This is a genomic window from Micromonospora sp. CNZ303 (assembly GCF_004345505.1).
The window spans coordinates 266,455-285,642 of sequence record NZ_SLVT01000007.1; the positions used below are offsets into that span (position 1 = coordinate 266,455).

The following is a 19,188-nucleotide window of genomic DNA, read 5'->3' on the forward strand; positions in this document are numbered from 1 at the left end:
GCTCCAACCGAACCGTACGAACAGGGCGCCGCCCCCGGCCGGGGTACGGCGCCCTGTCGCGCTCAGCGGATCCGACCGCTGCCGGGTCGCGTCAGCGGGTCTCGACCGCCGTGCCGTCGACGGGCGGCTTGCCGTTGCCGGTGGTCGCCGCCGCCGAGCCGAGCTTCCCCAGCAGGCCGGCCAGGTCGATGCCGGTCAGGTCGCTGCCGAGCTGGAGCCCCTGGGCCACGTTGCCCGCCACTGACTTGGTCAGCGACGAGGCGCCGTCGGTGGAGATGACGGTCATCTTGTCGATCGCGCCGATCGGGGCGCTGGCCGCCTCGACCACCTGCGGCAGCACCTTGACCAGCAGGTCCAGCACGGCGGCTTCGCCGTACGCCGCGAAGGCCTCGGCCTTGCGGGCCATCGCGTCGGCCTCGGCCTGCCCCTTGGCGAGGATGGCCGCGGCCTCGGCCGCACCCTCCCGCTCGACCGCCTCGGCGATGGCGGAGCGGCGGCGCTGCTCGGCCTCACCCTCCTTGGCGCCTTCGATGGCGTTGGCCTCGGCCAGCGCGGCCCGGCGGGCCCGCTCGCCCTCACCGGTGAGCCGGGCCTGCTCGGCGGCGGCCTGGGCTGCGGCGATGACGGCCTGGCGCTGCGCGTCGGCGTTCAGCACGGCCGCGTTGCGCGACGCCTCGGCCTCCTGCTCCACCTTGTACCGGGCGGCGTCGGCCGGCTTGCGCACCTCGGTGTCGAGCTGACGCTGCTTGAGCTCGGCGTTGCGCTCGGCGACCTTCTGCTGCTCGGAGAGGATCGCCTGGTCCCGCTCGGCCTGGGCCAGCGGTCCGGCGGCGGCGGACTTCGCCTTGGCCGCGTCGATCTCCGCCTGGATGGCGGCCTGCTTGAGCGACAGGTTCCGGTTGGCCTCGGCGATGGCCTCCTCGGCGAGCAGCCGCTCCTGCTCGGCCTGCTGCCGGGCCCGCGCCTCGGCGATGGCCGCGTCCTTGAGCACCCGGGCGGCCTCCGGCCGGCCCAGGTCCTGGAGGTAGGAGCCCTCGGCCAGGATGTCCTGGAGCTGGAAGGTGTCCAGCACCAGGCCCTGGTTGGTCATCGAGTGCTCGGCCTCCTCGGCGACCGCGCTGGCGAACGCCGCCCGGTCCCGGATGACCTCCTCGACGGTGAGCCGGCCGACGATCGAGCGCAGCGCGCCGGCCAGCACCTCCCGGGTGAAGTCCTCGATCTCGTCCTGCTGGTGCAGGAAGCGCTGCGCGGCGGCGCGGATGGCGTCCTCGGTGCCGCCGACCTTGACGATCGCGACGCCGTGCAGGTCTGCGCGGATGCCCTGCTTGCTGACCGCGCCCTTGATGCCGACGTCGATGCGCCGGCTGGACAGGTCGAGCGACTGGAGCTTCTGCACCACGGGCAGGACGAAGACGGACGCGCCGAGCACGACCTTCTGCCCGGAGTTGTCGGTCGACCGACCGCCGTCGGCGGTCTGCGTGGTGCGGCCCTTGCGGCCGGTGACGATGAAGGCCTCGTTCGGCCCGGCGACCTTGATGCGGGAGAGCACGAAGAGCACGAGCACGAGGACGAGGAGGACCGCGCCGCCGATGGCGATGAGAAGGGGCATGTGACCGTCCTGTTTTCTATGAGGGGGGTTCAGTAGGTCTCGACGTGCACGCTGGTCTCGCTGAGCGCCTCGACCACGAAGATCTGGGCGCCGACCGGGATGGGTCGGTCGGCGCGGGCGTTGAGCTTGACCGGCTGGCCGGCCACCCGGACCCGGACCTCGCCGTAGCCGTCGGCGGGCACGGGGGTGACCACCAGGCCGAGCGCGCCGACCAGGTGGTGGCGGGTGGGGGTGGGGTCGGTGCGCATGTCGCGGGCCGCCCGGCTCAGCCGGGCCGCGGCCCAGGCGGTGGGCACGGCCGCGACGACGCCGCCGGCCAGGGCCACGGCGATCATGCCGGGCGTACGCCCACCGACCAGCTCGTTGACGATCGCGGCGCCGAAGCCGAGCGCTCCGGTGAACCCGGCGACTGCCTCCACCGACACCGGACCGTCGAAGTCCGGATTGCCGAAGTGGAGCAGCTCGCCGCCGAGCAGGGCGAGCGCCAGCACCGCGACGCCCGCGCCGCCGATGATGAGGAAGATCAGCGTCCCCGTGGCCACGGCCTGCACGGTATCGGTGCCCTGCAACGTCGGTCGGGACGCAAACGGCTCAGCGGGGCCGCGACGTGGGGCAGTTCAGCGGGCGCCGGGGACAATGGGGGGATGCGCTGGACCGTGCTCGACTCCCCGATCGGCGAGTTCTCCGTCGCCACCGACGGCACCCACGTGTGCCGGGCCCACTTCGGTCGGGTCGACGCAGCCGCCGAGGAGCCGGGCGACGAGGCGGCCCGACAGGCGCTGGCGGAGCTGCGGGCGTACTTCGCAGGCGAGCTGACCGGGTTCGCGGTGCCGCTGGCCGCGCCGGGCGGGTCCGACTTCGAACGGGGCGTCTGGCGGGAGATGACCCGCATCCCGTACGGGGAGACGCTCACCTACGGCGAGGTGGCCCGCCGGCTCGGCGACCCGGGTGCCGCCCGCGCGGTCGGGGTCGCCTGCAACCGCAACCCGATCCCGGTGCTCGTGCCGTGCCACCGGATCGTCGGCGCAGGCGGCAAGCTGGTCGGTTTCGGCGGCGGCCTGGAACGGAAGGTGAAGCTGCTGGAGTTGGAGGCCGGGGTCGCCCTGCGCCGCGCCTGGTCCTGACGCGGTCCCGTCCGCGCCGGTCCAGCCCGTGTGAGGCCGGTGGCCCGTTGCGCGTACGGCTGCGGAAGGGCCGGACGCGGCGAGGGCCGGATCCGTGCGGACCCGGCCCTCGATGGTGCTGCTGTCGGCGCGTCAGCGCTCGGCGTCACCGGCGATGAACGCCTCGACGGCGGCGTGCGCGTCGTGGTCGGCGTACTGCACCGGCGGGGACTTCATGAAGTACGACGAGGCCGACAGGATCGGGCCGCCGATCTTCCGGTCCAGCGCGATCTTCGCGGCGCGGACGGCGTCGATGATGACACCGGCCGAGTTCGGCGAGTCCCACACCTCGAGCTTGAGCTCGGCGTTGAGCGGGGTGTCGCCGAACGAGCGGCCCTCCAGGCGGATGTACGCCCACTTGCGGTCGTCCAGCCACGGCACGTGGTCCGACGGGCCGATGTGCACGTCGCTCTTGCTCATCTCGTGCGGGATCTGCGAGGTGACCGACTGGGTCTTCGAGATCTTCTTCGAGACCAGGCGGTTGCGCTCCAGCATGTTCATGAAGTCCATGTTGCCGCCGAAGTTGAGCTGGTACGTGCGCAGCAGCTCGACGCCCCGGTCCTCGAACAGCTTCGCCAGCGCGCGGTGCACGATGGTGGCGCCGACCTGGCTCTTGATGTCGTCACCGACGATCGGCAGGCCCGCGTCCTCGAACTTCTTGGCCCACTCCGGGTCGGAGGCGATGAAGACCGGAAGCGCGTTGACGAACGCGCAGCCGGCGTCGATCGCGGCCTGGGCGTAGAACTTGTCGGCCTGCTCGGAGCCGACCGGCAGGTACGAAACCACGACGTCGACCTGCGCGTCACGCAGCGCCTGGGCGACGTCGACCGGCTTGGCGTCGGACTCCTCGACGATCTCGCGGTAGTACTGGCCCAGACCGTCGAAGGTCGGACCGCGCTGCACGGTGACGCCGGTCGGCGGCACGTCGCAGAGCTTGATGGTGTTGTTCTCGCTGGCGACGATCGCCTCGGCGAGGTCCATGCCCACCTTCTTGGCGTCCACGTCGAACGCCGCGACGAACTGCACGTCCGAAACGTGGTAGTCGCCGAAGGTGACGTGCATGAGACCCGGGACGCGGTCGTTCGGGTCGGCGTTCCGGTAGTACTCCACGCCCTGTACGAGGGACGAGGCGCAGTTACCCACACCGACGATGGCGACGCGGACGGAGCCCATAGCGTCTGCCTCCTTCTTCTTCATCACGGCCGCTCTTTCCTGGACTCTCCAGGCGGAGGCGGGCTGTTGTCTTCTCGTCGGCCGCCGGCCGTCCCGGTTGACGGGACCGTCGGGGCACGGCCGGAGCGCTCGTTGGCGATGAGCTCCTCCAGCCAGCGGACCTCGCGCTCACAGGCGTCCAGGCCGTGGCGCTGTAGTTCCAGCGTGTAGGCGTCGAGCCGCTCGGCCGCCCGGCCGAGCACGTCGCGAAGCCCTTCACGGCGTTCCTCGATCTTTCGCCGGCGACCCTCGAGGATGCGGAGCCGGGTCGCCTGGTCGGTCCGGGCGAAGAACGCGAAGTGCACGCCGAAACCCGTGTCGTCGTACGTCTCCGGCCCGGTCTGCGCGATCAGCTGGGCGAAGCGTTCCTTGCCCTCCGCGGTGATCTCGTAGACCACCCGACCTCGTCGGCTGGTCAGCGCGGGAACCTCCTCGACCGTGGCGGGTGCCTCCGCGGCCTCGGTGATCCATCCCGCCGCCTGCAACCTGCGCAGCGTGGGATAGAGCGAGCCGTAGCTGATCGCCGCCCTGATCGCACCGAGCTTGGCGGTCAGCTCCTTGCGCAGCTCGTAGCCGTGCATCGGAGACTCCTGCAGGAGGCCGAGGATGGCGAGCTCGAGCACGGGCCATCCTCTCTGTACCCTCTACGCGGAGCGGTAACCGCCGCGATGTATCGGACCGATACATCGCACGCTAGCGGATCGCCGTGATCAGGGCAAACCCCCGCTCCGAGGTTCTCCGGTCACGCATCGTCACCGTGGTCGCCCCGTCCGGCGAGACCGCGTACCCTTCTCCGCATGCGTACGCAGCGCCAGGTAGTCGACTACTCGCTCCGGAAGCGAGCGGTGCTGCGTGAGCTCCTCGCGGGCCGGGTCGGCACGTACGACGTCTGCGACGCCTCGCCCTACCTGAAGAACGCCGCCCGCTTCCACGGTGAGCCGACCGACGAGCGGTGTCCGATCTGCCGGAGCGAGAACCTGACCCACGTCCACTACATTTACGGCGACGAACTCAAGCAGTCCGCCGGCCAGGCCCGGACACTGGCCGAGTTGCCGGTGCTGGCGATGACGGTGCGTGAGTTCCAGGTCTTCGTGGTGGAGGTGTGCCTCGGCTGTGACTGGAACCATCTCGTCGAGCAGTACCTGCTCGGCCGGGACGGCCTGACCGGGAGTCCGGAGGGTGGGCAGGAGCAGGACGCGGTGGGCGGCGCGGCCGCCTCGGGCAACGGTGCGGGCAGTCGACGGAGGCGAGAGGCGCAACGGTGATCTTCGCTCGATCGGCCGACCCCGGCCAGCGCACGCACGCCTGGGGAGACCGACGGATCGTTGGTCTGATTGGCCCGATTGATTCGCAAGTGGCACCGGTCGACCGGCACGCACGTGCCGCCCTCGACAGGTGTCCCATCTCACGGCAAACCGGTGGCGGCGCAGTCGCGTCCCACCGCGACGGCAGGGTGTGAGGAATGAACTCGTACGGCGATTCCAGTTCCCCGCGCGCGCGGGCCCAGATTCCGGGCCAGCACGGCGACCCCGGCGGTGACGCCTCCGGGGGCGGCTGGTCGGCTGCACAGGACGGTACGGCACCCGCGGGTCGCGCCTCGGTCGCGCCCCGCGCCGCCGGCGGGCGGGCCTCGGTCGGCGGCTCGGCCGCCGTTCCGCCGCGCGGCGGCTCCGTCTCCGGTTCGGCCTCCGCGGCCGTCCCGCCGCGCGCCGGTTCGGCCTCGGTGGGTTCGGCCTCGGTCGGTCGGGCGGCGCCGGGCCGGGCCGTGCCGGTCTCGCCTGCACCCGGCGCCGGCCGGGCGGCGGGCTCGGGTCGCGCTTCGGTGCCGGTCTCCCCGGCCGGCGGGCCGGCGGGTCGCGCCTCGGTGGGCTCCGCCGCCGTCGGCGCCGCCCCGGCCGGACGGGCCAGCGTCGGGTCGGCGGCGGTCGGTGGCGTCAGCGGCCGTGCCTCGGCCCGGGCGAGCGTCTCGCCGACCGCAGGCGGCCCGGGTGGGCCCGGCGGACCCACCGGCCCTGGTCGGCGCGGGCGCGGCGCGGGCGACCCGGCCGGTGCGTCGCGGGCGAAGAAGCGCAAGCGGGTCAACATGCTGATCGCCGCCTTCGCCGTGTTCATCATGCTCGCCGGGCTCGGCGTCGTCGGGTTCACCTACTACTCGACCAACGTGGTCCTTCCGGAGGACACCACGCCGCCGCAGGCGACCACCCTCTACGCGGCCGACAACAAGACGGTCATCGCGAAGGTCGGCACGCAGAACCGGACCCTGGTCACCATCGACCAGATCCCGAAGCACGTGCAGGACGCGGTCGCCGCGGCCGAGGACCGCAACTTCTACGAGCACTCGGGTGTGGACTACAAGGGCATCGTCCGGGCCGCGTGGAACAACGTCTCCGGCGGCAGCAAGCAGGGCGCCTCGACGATCACCCAGCAGTACGCGCGCAACGCGTTCGACAACCTGAAGGACGACACCTACGCCCGGAAGGTCAAGGAGGCGATCCTCGCCTCCAAGCTGAACGACGAGTACACCAAGCCGCAGATCATGCAGCACTACCTGAACATCATCTACTTCGGGCGGGGCGCGCACGGCATCGAGGCGGCGGCGCAGACGTACTTCGGCAAGCCGGCGAACAAGCTGAGCGTGGCCGAGGGCGCGGTCCTCGCCGCGCTGATCAAGCAGCCGGAGGCCGGGATGGGCCACAAGGGCTACGACCCGGCGGTGAACCCCACCGAAGCCAAGTCCCGTTGGGAGTACGTGATCGGCGGCATGGTCACCGAGGGCTGGCTGAACGCCCCGGGCAAGCCCGCGGCGCCCACTCTCGCCGAGTACCCGACCAAGACGCTGAGGAAGCCGAGCCAGGGCGGCGCCGGCATCGACTTCGGCGTCAACACCCCGTACGGCAACGTGATCAACTACGTCAAGCAGGAGATGCGGGACAAGGGCATCTGCGTCGACAAGGAGGAGCAGGTCACCGACGTCAAGCCGCTCTGTTCCCAGGCGCTCATGTCGGGTGGGTACAAGATCCGTACCACGATCGACACGAAGATCCAGAAGGCGGCGGTCGAGACCGCCCAGCGCAAGACCAAGGGGTCGGAACTCGCCGGCCAGCCGCCGAACCTGATGGCGGCGGTGGTCGCCATCGATCCGAAGAACGGTCGCGTGCTCGCCTACTACGGCGGCGACAACGGCACCGGCACCGACTACGCCGGCAGGAACATCGACGCCTCCGGCAACCCCTACGGCGGTCACCCGCCGGGCTCGAGTTTCAAGATCTACACCCTGGCGGCGGCGCTCAAGGCGGGCAAGGCCCTCGAGTCGCGCTGGAAGGGCAAGGCCTTCACGCCCGAAGGCACCAAGTTCAAGGTCAGCAATGCCGGCGTGGACAACCCCGAGTGCGGCAACTCCTGCACCCTGACGGTCTCCACCCTCAAGTCGCTGAACGTGCCGTTCTACCACGTCAGCCAGGACATCGGCCCGGACAAGGTCGTCGACATGGCGGCCAAGGCCGGGGTCAGCATGATGTGGCGCTCGGACACCAGCCCGCCGAAGGGCTACGACCTCACCAAGACCGACCCGAAGGACATCGCGCCGAACCCGTTCTTCCACGTCGTCGGCTACGGCCAGTACCCGATCACCGTCCTGGACCACGCCAACGGCGTCGCCACCTTCGCCAACCAGGGCCGCTACCACAAGGCCCACTTCCTCTACTCGGTCGAGAAGCGGGACGAGGTGACCGGCAAGTGGAAGAAGATCGCCGACGAGGGTTCGCTCAAGGGTGAGCAGCGCATCGACAAGGACGTCGTGGCGGACGTGACCTCGGTGCTGGAGCAGTACCCGGCGCGGGTCAACCACAAGCTCGACGACGGCCGGAAGGCCGCCTCCAAGACGGGCACCTGGGAACTCAAGGCGGACAGCGACGACAACGGCGACGCCTGGATGATCGGCTACACCCCGCAGATCGCCACCGCCGTCTGGGTCGGCAACGTCAAGGACCGCAAGCCGCTCAAGCTGAAGAACGGCACCAAGATCAGTGGCGGCAACCTGCCGGGCACCATCTGGGAGCGGTTCATGGACGAGGCACACAAGGTCAAGGACTGGGAGAAGAAGGACTTCCCGCCCGCGGCGAACGTCGGCGACCCGAACACCGGCAACGGTGAGGCGCCCCCGCCCCCGCCGCCTCCGACGGGACCGCCGAACTGCGGTCCGCTGGACCTGCTCTGTCCGCCCGGCGGCAACAACGGCGGTGGAAACAACGGCGGTGGCAATCCTCCGGGCGGCCCTGGTGGCCCCGGCGGGCCCACCGGGCCCACCACCCCGACCGATCCGCGGCCCGGCCGGGACGGTGGCGGCGGCGGGCTGCTACCGAGCCTGACACCCAGGCCGGACAACGACTGATCGACGAACGCCGCCGGCGGCCGGAGCAGCTCTCCGGCCGCCGGCGGCGTTTCACGTATCGACGTGTCGTGAGAGGGAGGGGACGCGGAGGCCCGATGTACGGCAGGATGCACCTTCATGAGCACGCAGTCGACGCGAGGCATCGACGACGCCGGTGCCCCTGACCATCCGTCCCGCTCCGACGGCTTCGTCCGGGGCGTCTCCGGCGCGATCGGCGGCCCGCTGGGCGACCACGCCGTCGCCCTGGACCGGCCCGCCGGGCGGGAGAGCCGGTTCTGGACCGCGACCCGCATCGTCCTGGCCCTGGTCTGCCTGACCCTGGCGTTGCACTGGGTGCAGAAGTCGCCCTGCCAGGACGGTGCCTGGCAGAACAACGTGCAGTACACCCGGTTCTGCTACACCGACGTGCTGGCGCTCTACTACGCCGAGCGGCTCAACGAGGGTGCGGTGCCCTACCAGGACCACCCCGTCGAGTACCCGGTGCTCACCGGGTACTTCATGGGCGCCCTCGGTCTGCCCGTGCACGCCCTCGGCCAGAACGACCCGGGAATCAACCAGGGCATGTGGTTCTACAACCTCAACGCGCTGGTGCTCGGCGCGCTGGCGGTCGCCACCGTGGCGGTGCTCCTCGCCCTACGCCGCCGCCGACCATGGGACGCCGCGCTCTTCGCGCTCGCCCCCGCGCTGATGCTCACCGCCACGGTCAACTGGGACCTGCTCGCCATCGGCCTGGCCGCGTTCGGCCTCTTCGCCTGGGCCCGCAGCCGACCACTGGCGGCCGGCGTCCTGCTCGGTCTCGCCGGGGCGGCCAAGATGTGGCCGCTGTTCATCCTCGGCCCGATCCTGGTGCTGGGGCTGCGCGCCGGGCGGCTCCGCGCCGCCCTCACCGCCTTCGGCGCGGCCCTCGTCTCCCTGGTCCTCGTGAACCTTCCGGTCGCCATTCCCTACCGGGAGAACTGGGACCGCTTCTTCGAGCTGAACTCGACCCGGCCCATCGACTGGGGCACCCTCTGGTACATCGGCCGCTACGTGGACGGAAAGTTCGGCAACGCCAACCCCGCCGATCTCGGGCCGTTCGAGTGGCTGAACGCCAACATCCCGACGCTGAACACCCTGTCGTACGCCCTCTTCGGGCTGGCCTGCCTCGGGGTGGCCGCGCTGGGGCTGCTGGCCCCGCGCCGGCCCCGGCTCGCCCAGCTCGCGTTCCTGGTGGTCGCCGCCTTCCTGATCTTCAGCAAGGTGTGGTCGCAGCAGTTCGTGCTCTGGCTGCTGCCGCTGGTGGTGCTCGCCCGCCCGAAGTGGGGCGCCTTCCTGGCCTGGCAGGTGGCCGAGGTCTGCTACTTCGTGGCCTTCTACGGCGAGCTGCTCGGCGCGGCGACCAGCCGGCCGGTCTTCCCGGAGGGCGTCTTCGTGCTGGCGTCGACGCTGCGCCTCGCCACCGTCGTGCTGCTCTGCGTGCTGGTCATTCGGGAGATCCTGAACCCCGAACTGGACGCGGTCCGCAAGACCTATCCGGACGATCCGGACGGTGGCGTGTTCAACGGCACCAGGGATGCACCCTGGCTCGACCGCTGGCGACACCGCCGGGTGGTGCCGGCCGAGCCGACGCCTGTCGCCTGACCGGTTCCCGGCCGTCGGAGGCGACCCCGACGGCCGGGAGCACCCGGTCAGAGGCGGTAGACGACCACGTCGCCGATCTCCTCGCGGGTGATGCCGAGCCCGTCGACCGGTGCGTCCACCGTGACCTCCCACGGCGTGCCCGCGATGTGGTCCCGCATCAGCAGCACGTTGCGTACGCCGAGGACGCGCAGGTAGTCGACGCTGGTCTGATCGGGGAAGGCCAGCGTCACCCGGCGTACGTCGTCGAGTTGGCGCGGGGTGAAACCGCTGCCCCCGTTGACCACGTCCTGGAACTTGCTGGTGGACCAGAGCATGACCGGCTGGTCGAGGCTCTGGCTGCTCGGCAGCACCAGCAGCGGCCCGGCCACGGTGCGCATCGCGGCCGGTTGGGTCGGCACGACCGGGTGCGGCGTGGCGTTCAACCCCTCGCCGAGCACCAGCACCAGCGGCAGCAGCGTGGCCAGCCGCAGCCACGGGCTCGGCCAGGAGGGGATCCGCTCCGCGTAGACCTCCCGGACGCGGGTGGCGAACGCGCTGACCGCGCCCGCCGCGAGCAGCCCGAGCAGCAGCGTGGTCCAGAGCATCAGCCGGCCCGGGGTGCGGATGCCGTTCCAGCCGGGCAGGTGATCGAACAGCGGCACGTAGGTGAAGGTGCCGTCGAAGAACCGGGTGCCCATGGCGAGCACCATCGTCACCACCACCCCGGCGAGCAGCAGCAGCCGGTGGCGCAGCTTCCACACCGAGAAGAAGAGCCCGCCGGCGGCGAGCGCGTAGAGCGCGAAGCCGGGCAGCAGGGTCATCTCCGGGTGCCAGGGCAGCGCCGCCCGCGCGCCCTCGTGCAGGCTGCCCCAGACCCGCGACTCGGCGGGCGCCGTGAAGAAGCCCGCCACCGGCGGCGAGTAGACGCCGATGTCGCCGATGGAACGCTCCGCCTGCGGGTGCGCCCCCGCCACCTTGAAGTACGGGATGGCCAGCAGGCCGCCGACGCCGGCGAAGAACAGGCCGCCGACCAGGTCCGCGATCAGCAACCGGCGGCCGAACGGGCGCTTCACCGGCCGGACGACCCACCGCCGCAGGAACCAGGTGACGGCCGCGACGAGCACGGTCCCGGCGAGGAAGTACGCGAACGGCAGCCCGATGCCGAAGCCGAGACTGAGTTGCCAGGCCGCCACGAACCAGCCGGCGTAGACCCAGCCGTCGTGCCGGCGCTCGGGACGGTACCCGTGCCGCAACGACCAGCCGTGCCCCCGGGCGAGCATCGCCAGCGCCAGCGGGATGCCGCCGTTGGAGATCACGTGCAGGTGCCCGGCCTGGGCCAGCAGCCACGGCGCGTACGCGAAGCTCGCCCCGGCCACCGCGGAGCCGATCCGGCCGGCGCCGAGCTGACGGGCCAGCGCGTACGCCCCGAGCATGGCGAGCGCGTGGGCCAGCACGAACATGATGTTGTAGCGGAGCACGGCGGCTTCGGGGCCGGTGCCGATCATGCCGGCCGGGGCGTAGCCGAGCAGGGTGTCGGAGAAGGCGAAGCTCCAGGACTCCGGGAAGAAGGTGTTCGACTGCCACAGCTGCCCCGGGTTGGTCAGCAGGATGTGCCCCGACCAAGCCATCTGCCATGCCTGGAGGCTGGGGTCCCAGTAGTCCTGCGGCAGGGTGTGTCGCGGGTAGCGCAGCGTGGGCCAGGTCAGCAGCACGGCCAACGCCAGCGAGGCGAGCGTCGCGAGCGTCCACTCGTGGATCAGCCGGCGGCCCAACGCCCGCGCGGCGCGCCCGAGCCGGGAGGGCACCGGTTCGGGGGCGGACGCGAAGGCCTCCCACCGGTCCGGCTTTCCCTCCTTCTCACCCCCGTCCTGGCTCTTGCCGGCCGCCTTGTCGCCGTCCTTGCCCTCGCCGCCGGCCCCGGCGGCACCGGCTGAGCCCGCCTTGGCGTCCGCCTTGTCGGCTGCACCCGCCTTGGCGTCGTCCTTGCCCGCCTTGGCGTCCGTCTTGCTGGCTGAGCCCGCCTTGGCGTCGTCCTTGTCGGCTGAGCCGGCCTTGACGTCGTCCCGGCCCGCCTTGGTTGCGGTCTTGTCGGCCCCGCCCGCCGTGGCGTCGGTTTTACCGTTCCCCGTCTCGGTCGCGCCGGTTCCGTCGGCCCCGACCGCCCTGCCTTGTGCCCCGGCCTCGGCATGGGCCGCGCCGGCACCGGACCGGGCTCCACCGGCCTTGGGCTCGGCTCCACCGGCCTTGGGCTCGGCCGCTCCGGCCTCGGGCTCGGTTGCGCCGGCCTTGGAACGGGCCCCGCCGGTCCTGGGTTCGGCCCCGGTGGTTCTGGCGGCGGCCGGGCCGGTCGTGGTGCCGGTCGTGTCGATCTTTCCGGCGGCTTCCGTCTTCCCGGCAGCGTCGGCCTTCTCGGTGGCGGCGTCGGGACGGGGGCTGCCGGAGGCGGACTGCTCGGTCGTCATGCCGCCGGGCTCCCCGTGCCCAGCCGGTCGCGCAGGAAGGCGATGTCGGCGCCCTGACCGTCGACCCCGCCCGGGGTCTCGACGATGACCGGTGCGCCGGCTGCGCGGATGACCGCCACCACCAGCTCCGGGTCGATCGTGCCGCCGTCGAGGTTGTCGTGCCGGTCCTGACCCGAGTTGAACGCGCCCTTGGAGTTGTTGGCATGGATCAGGTCGATCCGGCCGGTGATCGCCTTGACCCGGTCGACGAGCCCGAGCAGCTCCTCGCCGCCGGCGTGGGCGTGGCAGGTGTCCAGGCAGAAGCCCACCTCGTGATCGCCGACGGCGTCCCAGAGGCGGGCGAGCGCGTCGAGCCGCCGGGCGCAGGCGTTGTCACCGCCGGCGGTGTTCTCGATCAGGACGGGCACGCCGAAGCCGCCGGAGTCCGCCGCGTAGGCGAAGGTCTTGCGCCAGTTGTCGAAGCCGACGGCCAGGTCGTCGCCGGCGTTGACGTGCCCGCCGTGCACGATCAGCCCCTTGGCGCCGATGGCGGCGGCCGCCTGGGCGTGCCCGAGCAGCAGCTTGCGGCTGGGGATCCGGATCCGGTTGTTCAGGGTCGCGACGTTGATGACGTACGGCGCGTGCACGTAGAGGTCGACGCCCGCGGCCCGCAGCCGGTCCGCGTCCTCCCGCGGCTTCGGCGCCTTCCACCCCTGAGGGTCGGAGAGGAAGAACTGCACGGCCTCGGCCCCTCGGGCGGTCGCCTCCGCCACCGGGTCGGTCGAATCGACGTGGGCTCCGATACGCATGCAGGGGAGCCTACGTCGCGTCGCCGACAGCCGGGATGACGGCGGTGGCGAACTCGCCGTCCCTCGCGTCACCTCCCGGCGTCGGCGGTCGTTGATGCGAGTGGGATCCACGGTTGCCGCAGCCGGCCCGGAACGGCCGCTGGTCGGCCAGTCCCGGAGGCGCGTCGAACCGCCCGAGAGCGGGGGCACCCCCGTCGCGCGGCCCGGCGCGGCGGGGGCCCGCCCAGAGGGAACCGGGCTCATCGGGAAATTTGTCGGAGAATTCCGCCATTTCCCCCGACAAGGGGCAAGAGCCGTTGTAACGTCAGGTAACAACACGATAAAGCTCCGCGGGGCGTCTCCGGTCCAACCTCATCGGTGTGGTCGTTCCTCCCCAGGTCCCACCCAAGGAATGCGGACGGGACGCCCCGCGGCCTCGTGTACGGGGGCTCGCATCGACAGTGACGTCGACGCGGGCCCCCGTCGCCTCGCCTGGCGGAAGGGCCCCGCCGACCACCCCGGGCATGATCGTCGGGACCGGGTATCCTGGTCCGGTTGTCCGCGTACGGCCGGGTTCCCCCGGAACCGGCGCGGGCCACGACGCACGACCTCCTGCCACGGAAGGACCGTGGCCGCTTAGCCCACAGGAGGTGAGCACGTCTTGCGTCATTACGAAGTCATGGTGATCCTCGACCCCAGCCTCGAGGAGCGCACCGTCGCCCCGTCGCTCGACACGTACCTGAACGTGATCCGGACCGCGGGTGGCTCGGTCGAAAAGACGGACGTGTGGGGCCGCCGGCGCCTCGCGTACGAGATCAACAAGAAGGCCGAAGGCATCTACGCCGTCATCGACCTGCAGGCGACGCCCGCAGCGGTGGCCGAGCTGGACCGTCAGCTGCGGCTCAACGAGTCCGTGCTGCGCACCAAGGTCATCCGGCCGGAGATGCGCTAAAGCATTCAACCCCGGTCCACCCGGATCAGCCTCATCGGCACTGTCGGAGGGCTCTGGAAGCCTGTACGGCAGAACTTGATGAGTGCGCGAGGAGATGGTCATGGCAGGAGACACCACCATCACGGTCATCGGCAACCTGACCGATGACCCCGAGTTGCGGTTCACCCCGTCCGGTGCGGCGGTCGCCAAGTTCCGGGTCGCTTCGACGCCCCGGTTCATGGACAAGGCCTCCGGCGAGTGGAAGGACGGCGAGCCGCTCTTCCTGGCGTGCACCGTGTGGCGGCAGGCGGCGGAGCACGTCGCCGAGTCGCTCCAGCGGGGCGCCCGCGTGATCGTCTCGGGCCGGCTGCGTCAGCGGTCGTACGAGACGCGCGAGGGCGAGAAGCGCACCGTCATCGAGCTCGAGGTCGACGAGATCGGCCCGTCGCTGCGCTACGCCACGGCAAAGGTGCAGAAGATGTCCCGCTCCGGCGGCGGTGGCGGCGGCTTCGGCGGCGGTGGTGGTGGAGGTGGCCAGGGCGGCGGCGGAGGCAACTTCGACGACCCCTGGGCCTCGGCTGCACCGGCACCCTCGCGCGGTGGTTCGGGTGGCGCCAACTTCGACGAGGAGCCCCCGTTCTAATGGCGCCGAGCGCCCGCGATCGCAAACCAGGAGCACGAGCAATGGCCAAGGCCGCTGCACTTCGCAAGCCGAAGAAGAAGGTGAACCCGCTCGACAAGGACGGGATCACCTACATCGATTACAAGGACACCGCGCTGCTGCGCAAGTTCATCTCCGACCGCGGCAAGATCCGCGCTCGGCGGGTGACCGGCGTGACCTCGCAGCAGCAGCGGCAGATCGCCCGTGCGGTCAAGAACGCCCGTGAGATGGCGCTCCTGCCGTACACGGCCACGGCCCGCTGAGAGGAGGCACCGATATGAAGATCATCCTGACTCAGGAGGTGTCCGGCCTCGGTGCCCCGGGCGACATCGTCGAGGTCAAGAACGGCTACGGCCGTAACTACCTGCTGCCGCAGGGCTTCGCGATCGCCTGGACCAAGGGTGCGGAGAAGCAGGTCACGGTCATCAAGCGGGCCCGCTCGGCCCGCGAGATCCGCGACCTCGGCCACGCCAACGAGGTCAAGGGCCAGCTCGAGGGCCTCAAGGTCAACCTGAAGGCCCGTGCCGGCGACGGCGGTCGGCTCTTCGGCTCGGTCACCCCGACCGAGATCGTCGACGCCGTCAAGGCCGCCGGTGGTCCGGTCCTCGACCGTCGCCGGCTGGAGCTGTCCGGTCCCATCAAGTCGACCGGCTCCTACCCGGTGCAGATCAAGCTGCACCCCGAGGTGACCGCCAAGTTCGACCTCAACGTCGTCCAGGGCTGACACCTCACCCGAGCACCGCGACAGGGCCCGCACCGACCGGTGCGGGCCCTGTTCGTGTACGGCCTGCGGCGTACTCTCCCGCCCGTGCCGTCGGCCAGCTCGTCGCGGTGCGGGCTTACCAGGGCGGCGGCGCGTCAGCCACCGGGCGGCCACGCTGATCATCAGCCGACAAGCCGGCCGGTGCCTTCGGCGAGCAGCGGCACCATCATCGTACGGTTGCGCTGATCCGCGCCGGGGCCCAGCACTCGACGATCACGGCTTGTCAGCCGATCGGCTGGCCCGTCACCGCGCTGATCATCACCGTCGAGAGACCGCCGCCGACCACGGCCGCCGCCAGCGCGACGCTGGCCGAACGCCACGTCGTCCCGACCCGGCGCAGCAGCAGCGCCACGACCAGGCTGCTGGCCAGCGCCAACCCGAAGCGCGGCAGGCCCGCTGCCAGCGAGCCGAGCGCCCGCGCCCGGGGCGAGTCGCAACCGCCTCCGCTGATGTCGGTGACACACCCCGCCGGCACCTGCCCGTCCAGGGTCAGCAACCAGACGAAGATCAGCGCCACCGGCACCAGATAGCACGCGACCGTGTAGAGCAGCGACCGCCACGGCCCGCCCGGATCGGGATCGAGCAGGTCGTCCTCGATACGACGGCCCCACGCCCTCGCCCCGGCGGTCCCGGCCCGACGGCGTACGGCCGACGTCGTCGCGGCACCGACCGGCTCGGACACGCGCCGACGCGGCGCCGGCCGCGGCCGCGGCGCGGAGTAGGGCACCACGGGTGACCGGGGCGCCGACGTCGACGGGTCCATCCAGCGGGGATCGTCGCCCGCCAGCCGGGTGCCCGACCAGAAACCCTCGCTCCGGTCGTCCCGCCCCGGCCAGGGCCATTCCTGCACGGCGCCCCCGCCGGAACCCGGCGCGGTCCTGTCCCACCCACCGTCGTCGGAACACCGCTCCCACGCACCGGTGTCGTCGGACCGGCGCCACTCACCGGTGCCGTCGGTCCGGTCCCACCGACCCGTACCGTCGGTCCGGCCCCACCGACCCGTACCGTCGCTCCGGTCCCAACTGCCGGTGTCGTCGGCCCGGTCCCACCGGCCGGTGTCGGCGTGGTCCCAGCGGTCGACCTCACCGGCCGGGCGCCACGCGTGCACACCCGACGCGTCCCACGCGTCCACCGCCGGAAGGAAGGGCGTGCTCTCGGACGCGGCGAGGTGCGACTCCCGGTCCCAGGGATCGACGGCGGGGCGGTCCTCCGCCGCCCGCCGGCCCCGGCGGGCCGGCCGCTCGGCCTCCCCATCCGGTACGGACCCGGACGCGTCCGCCTCCTCCAGGCCGGACCAGACGACCTGCGGGCGCTCCGACGGCAGGCGCCTCGGCCGGCTCGGCGGCGCCGACCCCGAGACGGGGTCGTCCTCGGCCCGCCGCCGCCCGGAGTATCCCCGCTCCTGCGGACGGTCGAACGTCCACTCCCCGGTGTGCTCCGACTGTGGGGCCGCGCCGATCGCCGGGGTCTCGCGCCAGCTCGTCTCGCTGACCCGGTGCCAGCTGCTCGTGGTCTCCGTGGCCCGCCAGGCACCGGAGTGCGGTCGCTCGGCCTCGACCCCCACCTCGTCGTCGGGCGCGGCGTGACGGCCACCGCCGTCGGCGCTGCGGATCCCCGACTCCAGGGCCCAACGCGGCAGGTAGCTGTCGACCGGCTCCCGCTGCCCGCGCTCGACGGCCCGGCGTCGGCTCGGCGTGCGGTGCCGCGCGGGACCGCGCTCGTAGGGATCGACCGGAGCCGGGTCGGCGGGATCGTCCCAGGGGGCGACCGGCTCGCGCGGACCGCCATCTCCGCGTCCCCAGTCCCGGTTACTCACGGCCGGAGCGTGACCCTTCTCAACCGATGGCGCAATCCGCTGTGCAGGTGTAGCCGTTCGCTGGAGATAGTACGGGACGTTCGACCGCGCAGTTCGACCGAAAACTTGCCGTCCACAGGCTGGGGATTGTGTTTCCGCAGCTCAGCGCCTTGCGGCGGAGAATTCCCCAGCCGTTGTCCACAGGCTGTGCACACCCTGCGCACATGCTTGTCCCCCGGCGTCCACAGGTTGTCCCGAGGCTCGTCCACCGACGTAGTTGAGGGGCTGACCTCGGGTTCCGTATGGTTGGCCCCCGACCGGTCGTGCGATGACCCCCGATCGACCGGCAGGTCGAGGTTGTCCATCCCGGCGACAGGGCTGGATCCGGTTCCGACGCAGTGGAGGGGGGACCCGTGTCGGTCACCGACGACATGCGGACGGACTCGCGATCGGGCGGGGGGCAGGCGTCCCCGCCGCCGCAGCGCGACGGCCAGTTCGACAAGACCCCGCCGCAGGACGTCGCCGCCGAGCAGTGCGTCCTCGGCGGCATGCTGCTCTCCAAGGACGCCATCGCCGACGTCGTCGAGATCCTCAAGACCAACGACTTCTACCGGCCGGTGCACGCCACCATCTTCGACACCATCCTGGACATCTACGGCCGGGGCGAGCCGGCGGACTCCATCACCGTGGCGGCGGCCCTGGCCGACTCCGGGGATCTGGTGCGGATCGGCGGCGCCCCCTACCTGCACACGCTGATCGCCAGCGTGCCGACCGCGGCGAACGCGGCGTACTACGCCCGGATCGTCAGCGAGCGGGCGGTCCTGCGGCGCCTGGTCGAGGCCGGCACCAAGATCGTGCAGCTGGGCTACGGCACGAGCCAGGGCGGCAGCCGCGACGTCGACGACATCGTGGACCTCGCCCAGCAAGCGGTCTACGACGTCACGGAGCGCCGCGTCAGCGAGGACTTCGCCGTACTCGCCGACATGCTCCAGCCGACACTGGACGAGATCGAGGCGGTGGGCGCCCAGGGCGGCGTCATGACCGGCGTCCCCACCGGCTTCACCGACCTGGACCGGCTGCTCAACGGCCTGCACGCGGGGCAGCTGGTGATCGTTGCCGGACGCCCTGGGTTAGGCAAATCGACAGCAAGTATGGATTTCGCCCGAAACGCTGCAATTCGGGCAAATCAAGCGTCGGCCATCTTCTCGCTGGAAATGAGCAAGGTCGAGATCGTCATGCGGCTGCTGTCGGCCGAGGCGCGCGTGCCCCTGCACGTCCTGCGCAGCGGCCAGCTCTCCGACGACGACTGGACCAAGCTCGCCCGCTGCATGGGCGAGATCAGTGAGGCGCCGCTCTTCGTCGACGACACGCCGAGCATGAACCTGATGGAGATCCGGGCCAAGGCGCGCCGGCTCAAGCAGCGGCACGACCTCAAGCTGATCGTGGTCGACTATCTCCAGCTGATGACCTCTCCGAAGCGCACCGAGAGCCGGCAGCAGGAGGTCGCGGACCTGTCCCGTGGCCTCAAGCTGCTCGCCAAGGAGGTGGAGTGCCCCGTGATCGCGGTCAGTCAGCTGAACCGTGGCCCGGAGCAGCGCACCGACAAGCGACCGCAGCTGTCCGATTTGCGTGAATCGGGTTCGATCGAGCAGGACGCCGACGTCGTGATCCTGTTGCACCGCGACGACTACTACGACAAGGAGTCGCCGCGTGCCGGGGAGGCGGATTTTATTGTTGCCAAGCACAGAAATGGTCCGACCGACACGGTGACGGTGGCCGCACAGCTCCACCTGTCGCGCTTCGTGGACATGGCCATCGTCTGAGGACGGCCGTGCC

The 19,188-nt window shown here is 71.4% G+C and carries 16 protein-coding genes; 9 read left to right on the plus strand and 7 right to left on the minus strand.

What is annotated here, in order from left to right; translation table 11 throughout:
- Positions 1-91: 91 nt before the first annotated feature.
- Positions 92-1,609, minus strand: coding sequence for a flotillin family protein (locus tag EV374_RS14375; RefSeq protein ID WP_101413437.1), 1,518 nt, complete (start codon positions 1,607-1,609; stop codon positions 92-94).
- 29 nt (positions 1,610-1,638) lie between these two features.
- Complete coding sequence (locus EV374_RS14380; RefSeq protein ID WP_225852283.1) at positions 1,639-2,160, minus strand: hypothetical protein; 522 nt, start codon at positions 2,158-2,160, stop codon at positions 1,639-1,641.
- Between the two features lie 93 nt (positions 2,161-2,253).
- On the opposite strand from EV374_RS14380, the gene EV374_RS14385 reads away from it, so the two are divergent.
- Positions 2,254-2,733: a methylated-DNA--[protein]-cysteine S-methyltransferase gene (locus tag EV374_RS14385; RefSeq protein ID WP_132235494.1), complete on the plus strand. Its 480-nt coding sequence runs from the start codon at positions 2,254-2,256 to the stop codon at positions 2,731-2,733.
- A gap of 132 nt (positions 2,734-2,865) precedes the next feature.
- Here the strand turns inward: EV374_RS14385 and EV374_RS14390 are convergent, their stop codons facing one another.
- Together EV374_RS14390 and EV374_RS14395 are read right to left on the minus strand one after the other, a co-directional pair.
- Complete coding sequence (locus EV374_RS14390; protein ID WP_089002814.1) at positions 2,866-3,945, minus strand: inositol-3-phosphate synthase; 1,080 nt, start codon at positions 3,943-3,945, stop codon at positions 2,866-2,868.
- Positions 3,946-3,968: 23 nt separating this feature from the next.
- The gene (locus EV374_RS14395; RefSeq protein ID WP_121397428.1) at positions 3,969-4,607 is read right to left on the minus strand and encodes a PadR family transcriptional regulator; all 639 of its coding nucleotides are present in this window, start codon (positions 4,605-4,607) and stop codon (positions 3,969-3,971) included.
- A gap of 174 nt (positions 4,608-4,781) precedes the next feature.
- On the opposite strand from EV374_RS14395, the gene EV374_RS14400 reads away from it, so the two are divergent.
- The 3 genes from EV374_RS14400 (at position 4,782) to EV374_RS14410 (ending at position 9,994) form a co-directional block, all read left to right on the plus strand.
- Positions 4,782-5,249 carry a DUF5318 domain-containing protein gene (locus tag EV374_RS14400; protein WP_132235496.1) on the plus strand — a complete coding sequence of 156 codons (468 nt, stop codon included), beginning with the start codon at positions 4,782-4,784 and terminating at the stop codon, positions 5,247-5,249.
- 197 nt (positions 5,250-5,446) lie between these two features.
- Entirely contained in the window at positions 5,447-8,374 is a 2,928-nt protein-coding gene (locus EV374_RS14405) for a transglycosylase domain-containing protein (protein WP_132235498.1), read from the plus strand.
- Between the two features lie 117 nt (positions 8,375-8,491).
- The gene (locus tag EV374_RS14410; RefSeq protein WP_132235500.1) at positions 8,492-9,994 is read left to right on the plus strand and encodes a glycosyltransferase 87 family protein; all 1,503 of its coding nucleotides are present in this window, start codon (positions 8,492-8,494) and stop codon (positions 9,992-9,994) included.
- A 47-nt stretch (positions 9,995-10,041) separates the two neighbouring features.
- Here the strand turns inward: EV374_RS14410 and EV374_RS14415 are convergent, their stop codons facing one another.
- Both EV374_RS14415 and EV374_RS14420 read right to left on the minus strand, forming a co-directional pair.
- On the minus strand, positions 10,042-12,435 hold the full coding sequence (locus tag EV374_RS14415) for a hypothetical protein (protein WP_486485747.1): 2,394 nt from the start codon (positions 12,433-12,435) through the stop codon (positions 10,042-10,044).
- Positions 12,432-13,223 (minus strand): deoxyribonuclease IV, encoded by a 792-nt coding sequence (locus EV374_RS14420; protein ID WP_132235502.1) that lies wholly within the window; start codon positions 13,221-13,223, stop codon positions 12,432-12,434. Before EV374_RS14420 ends, EV374_RS14415 begins: the two co-directional genes overlap by 4 nt.
- A gap of 640 nt (positions 13,224-13,863) precedes the next feature.
- Between EV374_RS14420 and rpsF the strand changes: the two genes are divergently transcribed.
- From rpsF to rplI, 4 genes are all read left to right on the plus strand, one after another.
- Positions 13,864-14,154, plus strand: coding sequence for a 30S ribosomal protein S6 (gene rpsF, locus EV374_RS14425; RefSeq protein ID WP_121397433.1), 291 nt, complete (start codon positions 13,864-13,866; stop codon positions 14,152-14,154).
- An 82-nt stretch (positions 14,155-14,236) separates the two neighbouring features.
- Positions 14,237-14,776, plus strand: coding sequence for a single-stranded DNA-binding protein (locus EV374_RS14430; protein ID WP_207914185.1), 540 nt, complete (start codon positions 14,237-14,239; stop codon positions 14,774-14,776).
- 41 nt (positions 14,777-14,817) lie between these two features.
- Complete coding sequence (gene rpsR, locus EV374_RS14435; protein ID WP_007073789.1) at positions 14,818-15,057, plus strand: 30S ribosomal protein S18; 240 nt, start codon at positions 14,818-14,820, stop codon at positions 15,055-15,057.
- A gap of 14 nt (positions 15,058-15,071) precedes the next feature.
- Positions 15,072-15,518, plus strand: coding sequence for a 50S ribosomal protein L9 (gene rplI / locus EV374_RS14440; RefSeq protein ID WP_089002825.1), 447 nt, complete (start codon positions 15,072-15,074; stop codon positions 15,516-15,518).
- Positions 15,519-15,780: 262 nt separating this feature from the next.
- Here rplI and EV374_RS14445 read toward each other — a convergent pair whose 3' ends face one another.
- Positions 15,781-17,373 carry a hypothetical protein gene (locus EV374_RS14445; protein ID WP_132235506.1) on the minus strand — a complete coding sequence of 531 codons (1,593 nt, stop codon included), beginning with the start codon at positions 17,371-17,373 and terminating at the stop codon, positions 15,781-15,783.
- A 410-nt stretch (positions 17,374-17,783) separates the two neighbouring features.
- Between EV374_RS14445 and dnaB the strand changes: the two genes are divergently transcribed.
- Positions 17,784-19,175, plus strand: coding sequence for a replicative DNA helicase (gene dnaB, locus EV374_RS14450; RefSeq protein WP_486485753.1), 1,392 nt, complete (start codon positions 17,784-17,786; stop codon positions 19,173-19,175).
- The last annotated feature ends 13 nt before the right edge of the window (positions 19,176-19,188 follow it).

Coding starts and splice junctions, on each gene's coding strand:
- EV374_RS14375 (WP_101413437.1), bottom strand. CDS start 1,609: ATGCCCCTTCTCATCGCCATCGGCGGCGCGGTCCTCCTCGTCCTCGTG.
- EV374_RS14385 (WP_132235494.1), top strand. CDS start 2,254: ATGCGCTGGACCGTGCTCGACTCCCCGATCGGCGAGTTCTCCGTCGCC.
- EV374_RS14390 (WP_089002814.1), bottom strand. CDS start 3,945: ATGGGCTCCGTCCGCGTCGCCATCGTCGGTGTGGGTAACTGCGCCTCG.
- EV374_RS14400 (WP_132235496.1), top strand. CDS start 4,782: ATGCGTACGCAGCGCCAGGTAGTCGACTACTCGCTCCGGAAGCGAGCG.
- EV374_RS14405 (WP_132235498.1), top strand. CDS start 5,447: ATGAACTCGTACGGCGATTCCAGTTCCCCGCGCGCGCGGGCCCAGATT.
- EV374_RS14410 (WP_132235500.1), top strand. CDS start 8,492: ATGAGCACGCAGTCGACGCGAGGCATCGACGACGCCGGTGCCCCTGAC.
- EV374_RS14415 (WP_486485747.1), bottom strand. CDS start 12,435: ATGACGACCGAGCAGTCCGCCTCCGGCAGCCCCCGTCCCGACGCCGCC.
- EV374_RS14420 (WP_132235502.1), bottom strand. CDS start 13,223: ATGCGTATCGGAGCCCACGTCGATTCGACCGACCCGGTGGCGGAGGCG.
- rpsR (WP_007073789.1), top strand. CDS start 14,818: ATGGCCAAGGCCGCTGCACTTCGCAAGCCGAAGAAGAAGGTGAACCCG.
- rplI (WP_089002825.1), top strand. CDS start 15,072: ATGAAGATCATCCTGACTCAGGAGGTGTCCGGCCTCGGTGCCCCGGGC.
- dnaB (WP_486485753.1), top strand. CDS start 17,784: ATGCGGACGGACTCGCGATCGGGCGGGGGGCAGGCGTCCCCGCCGCCG.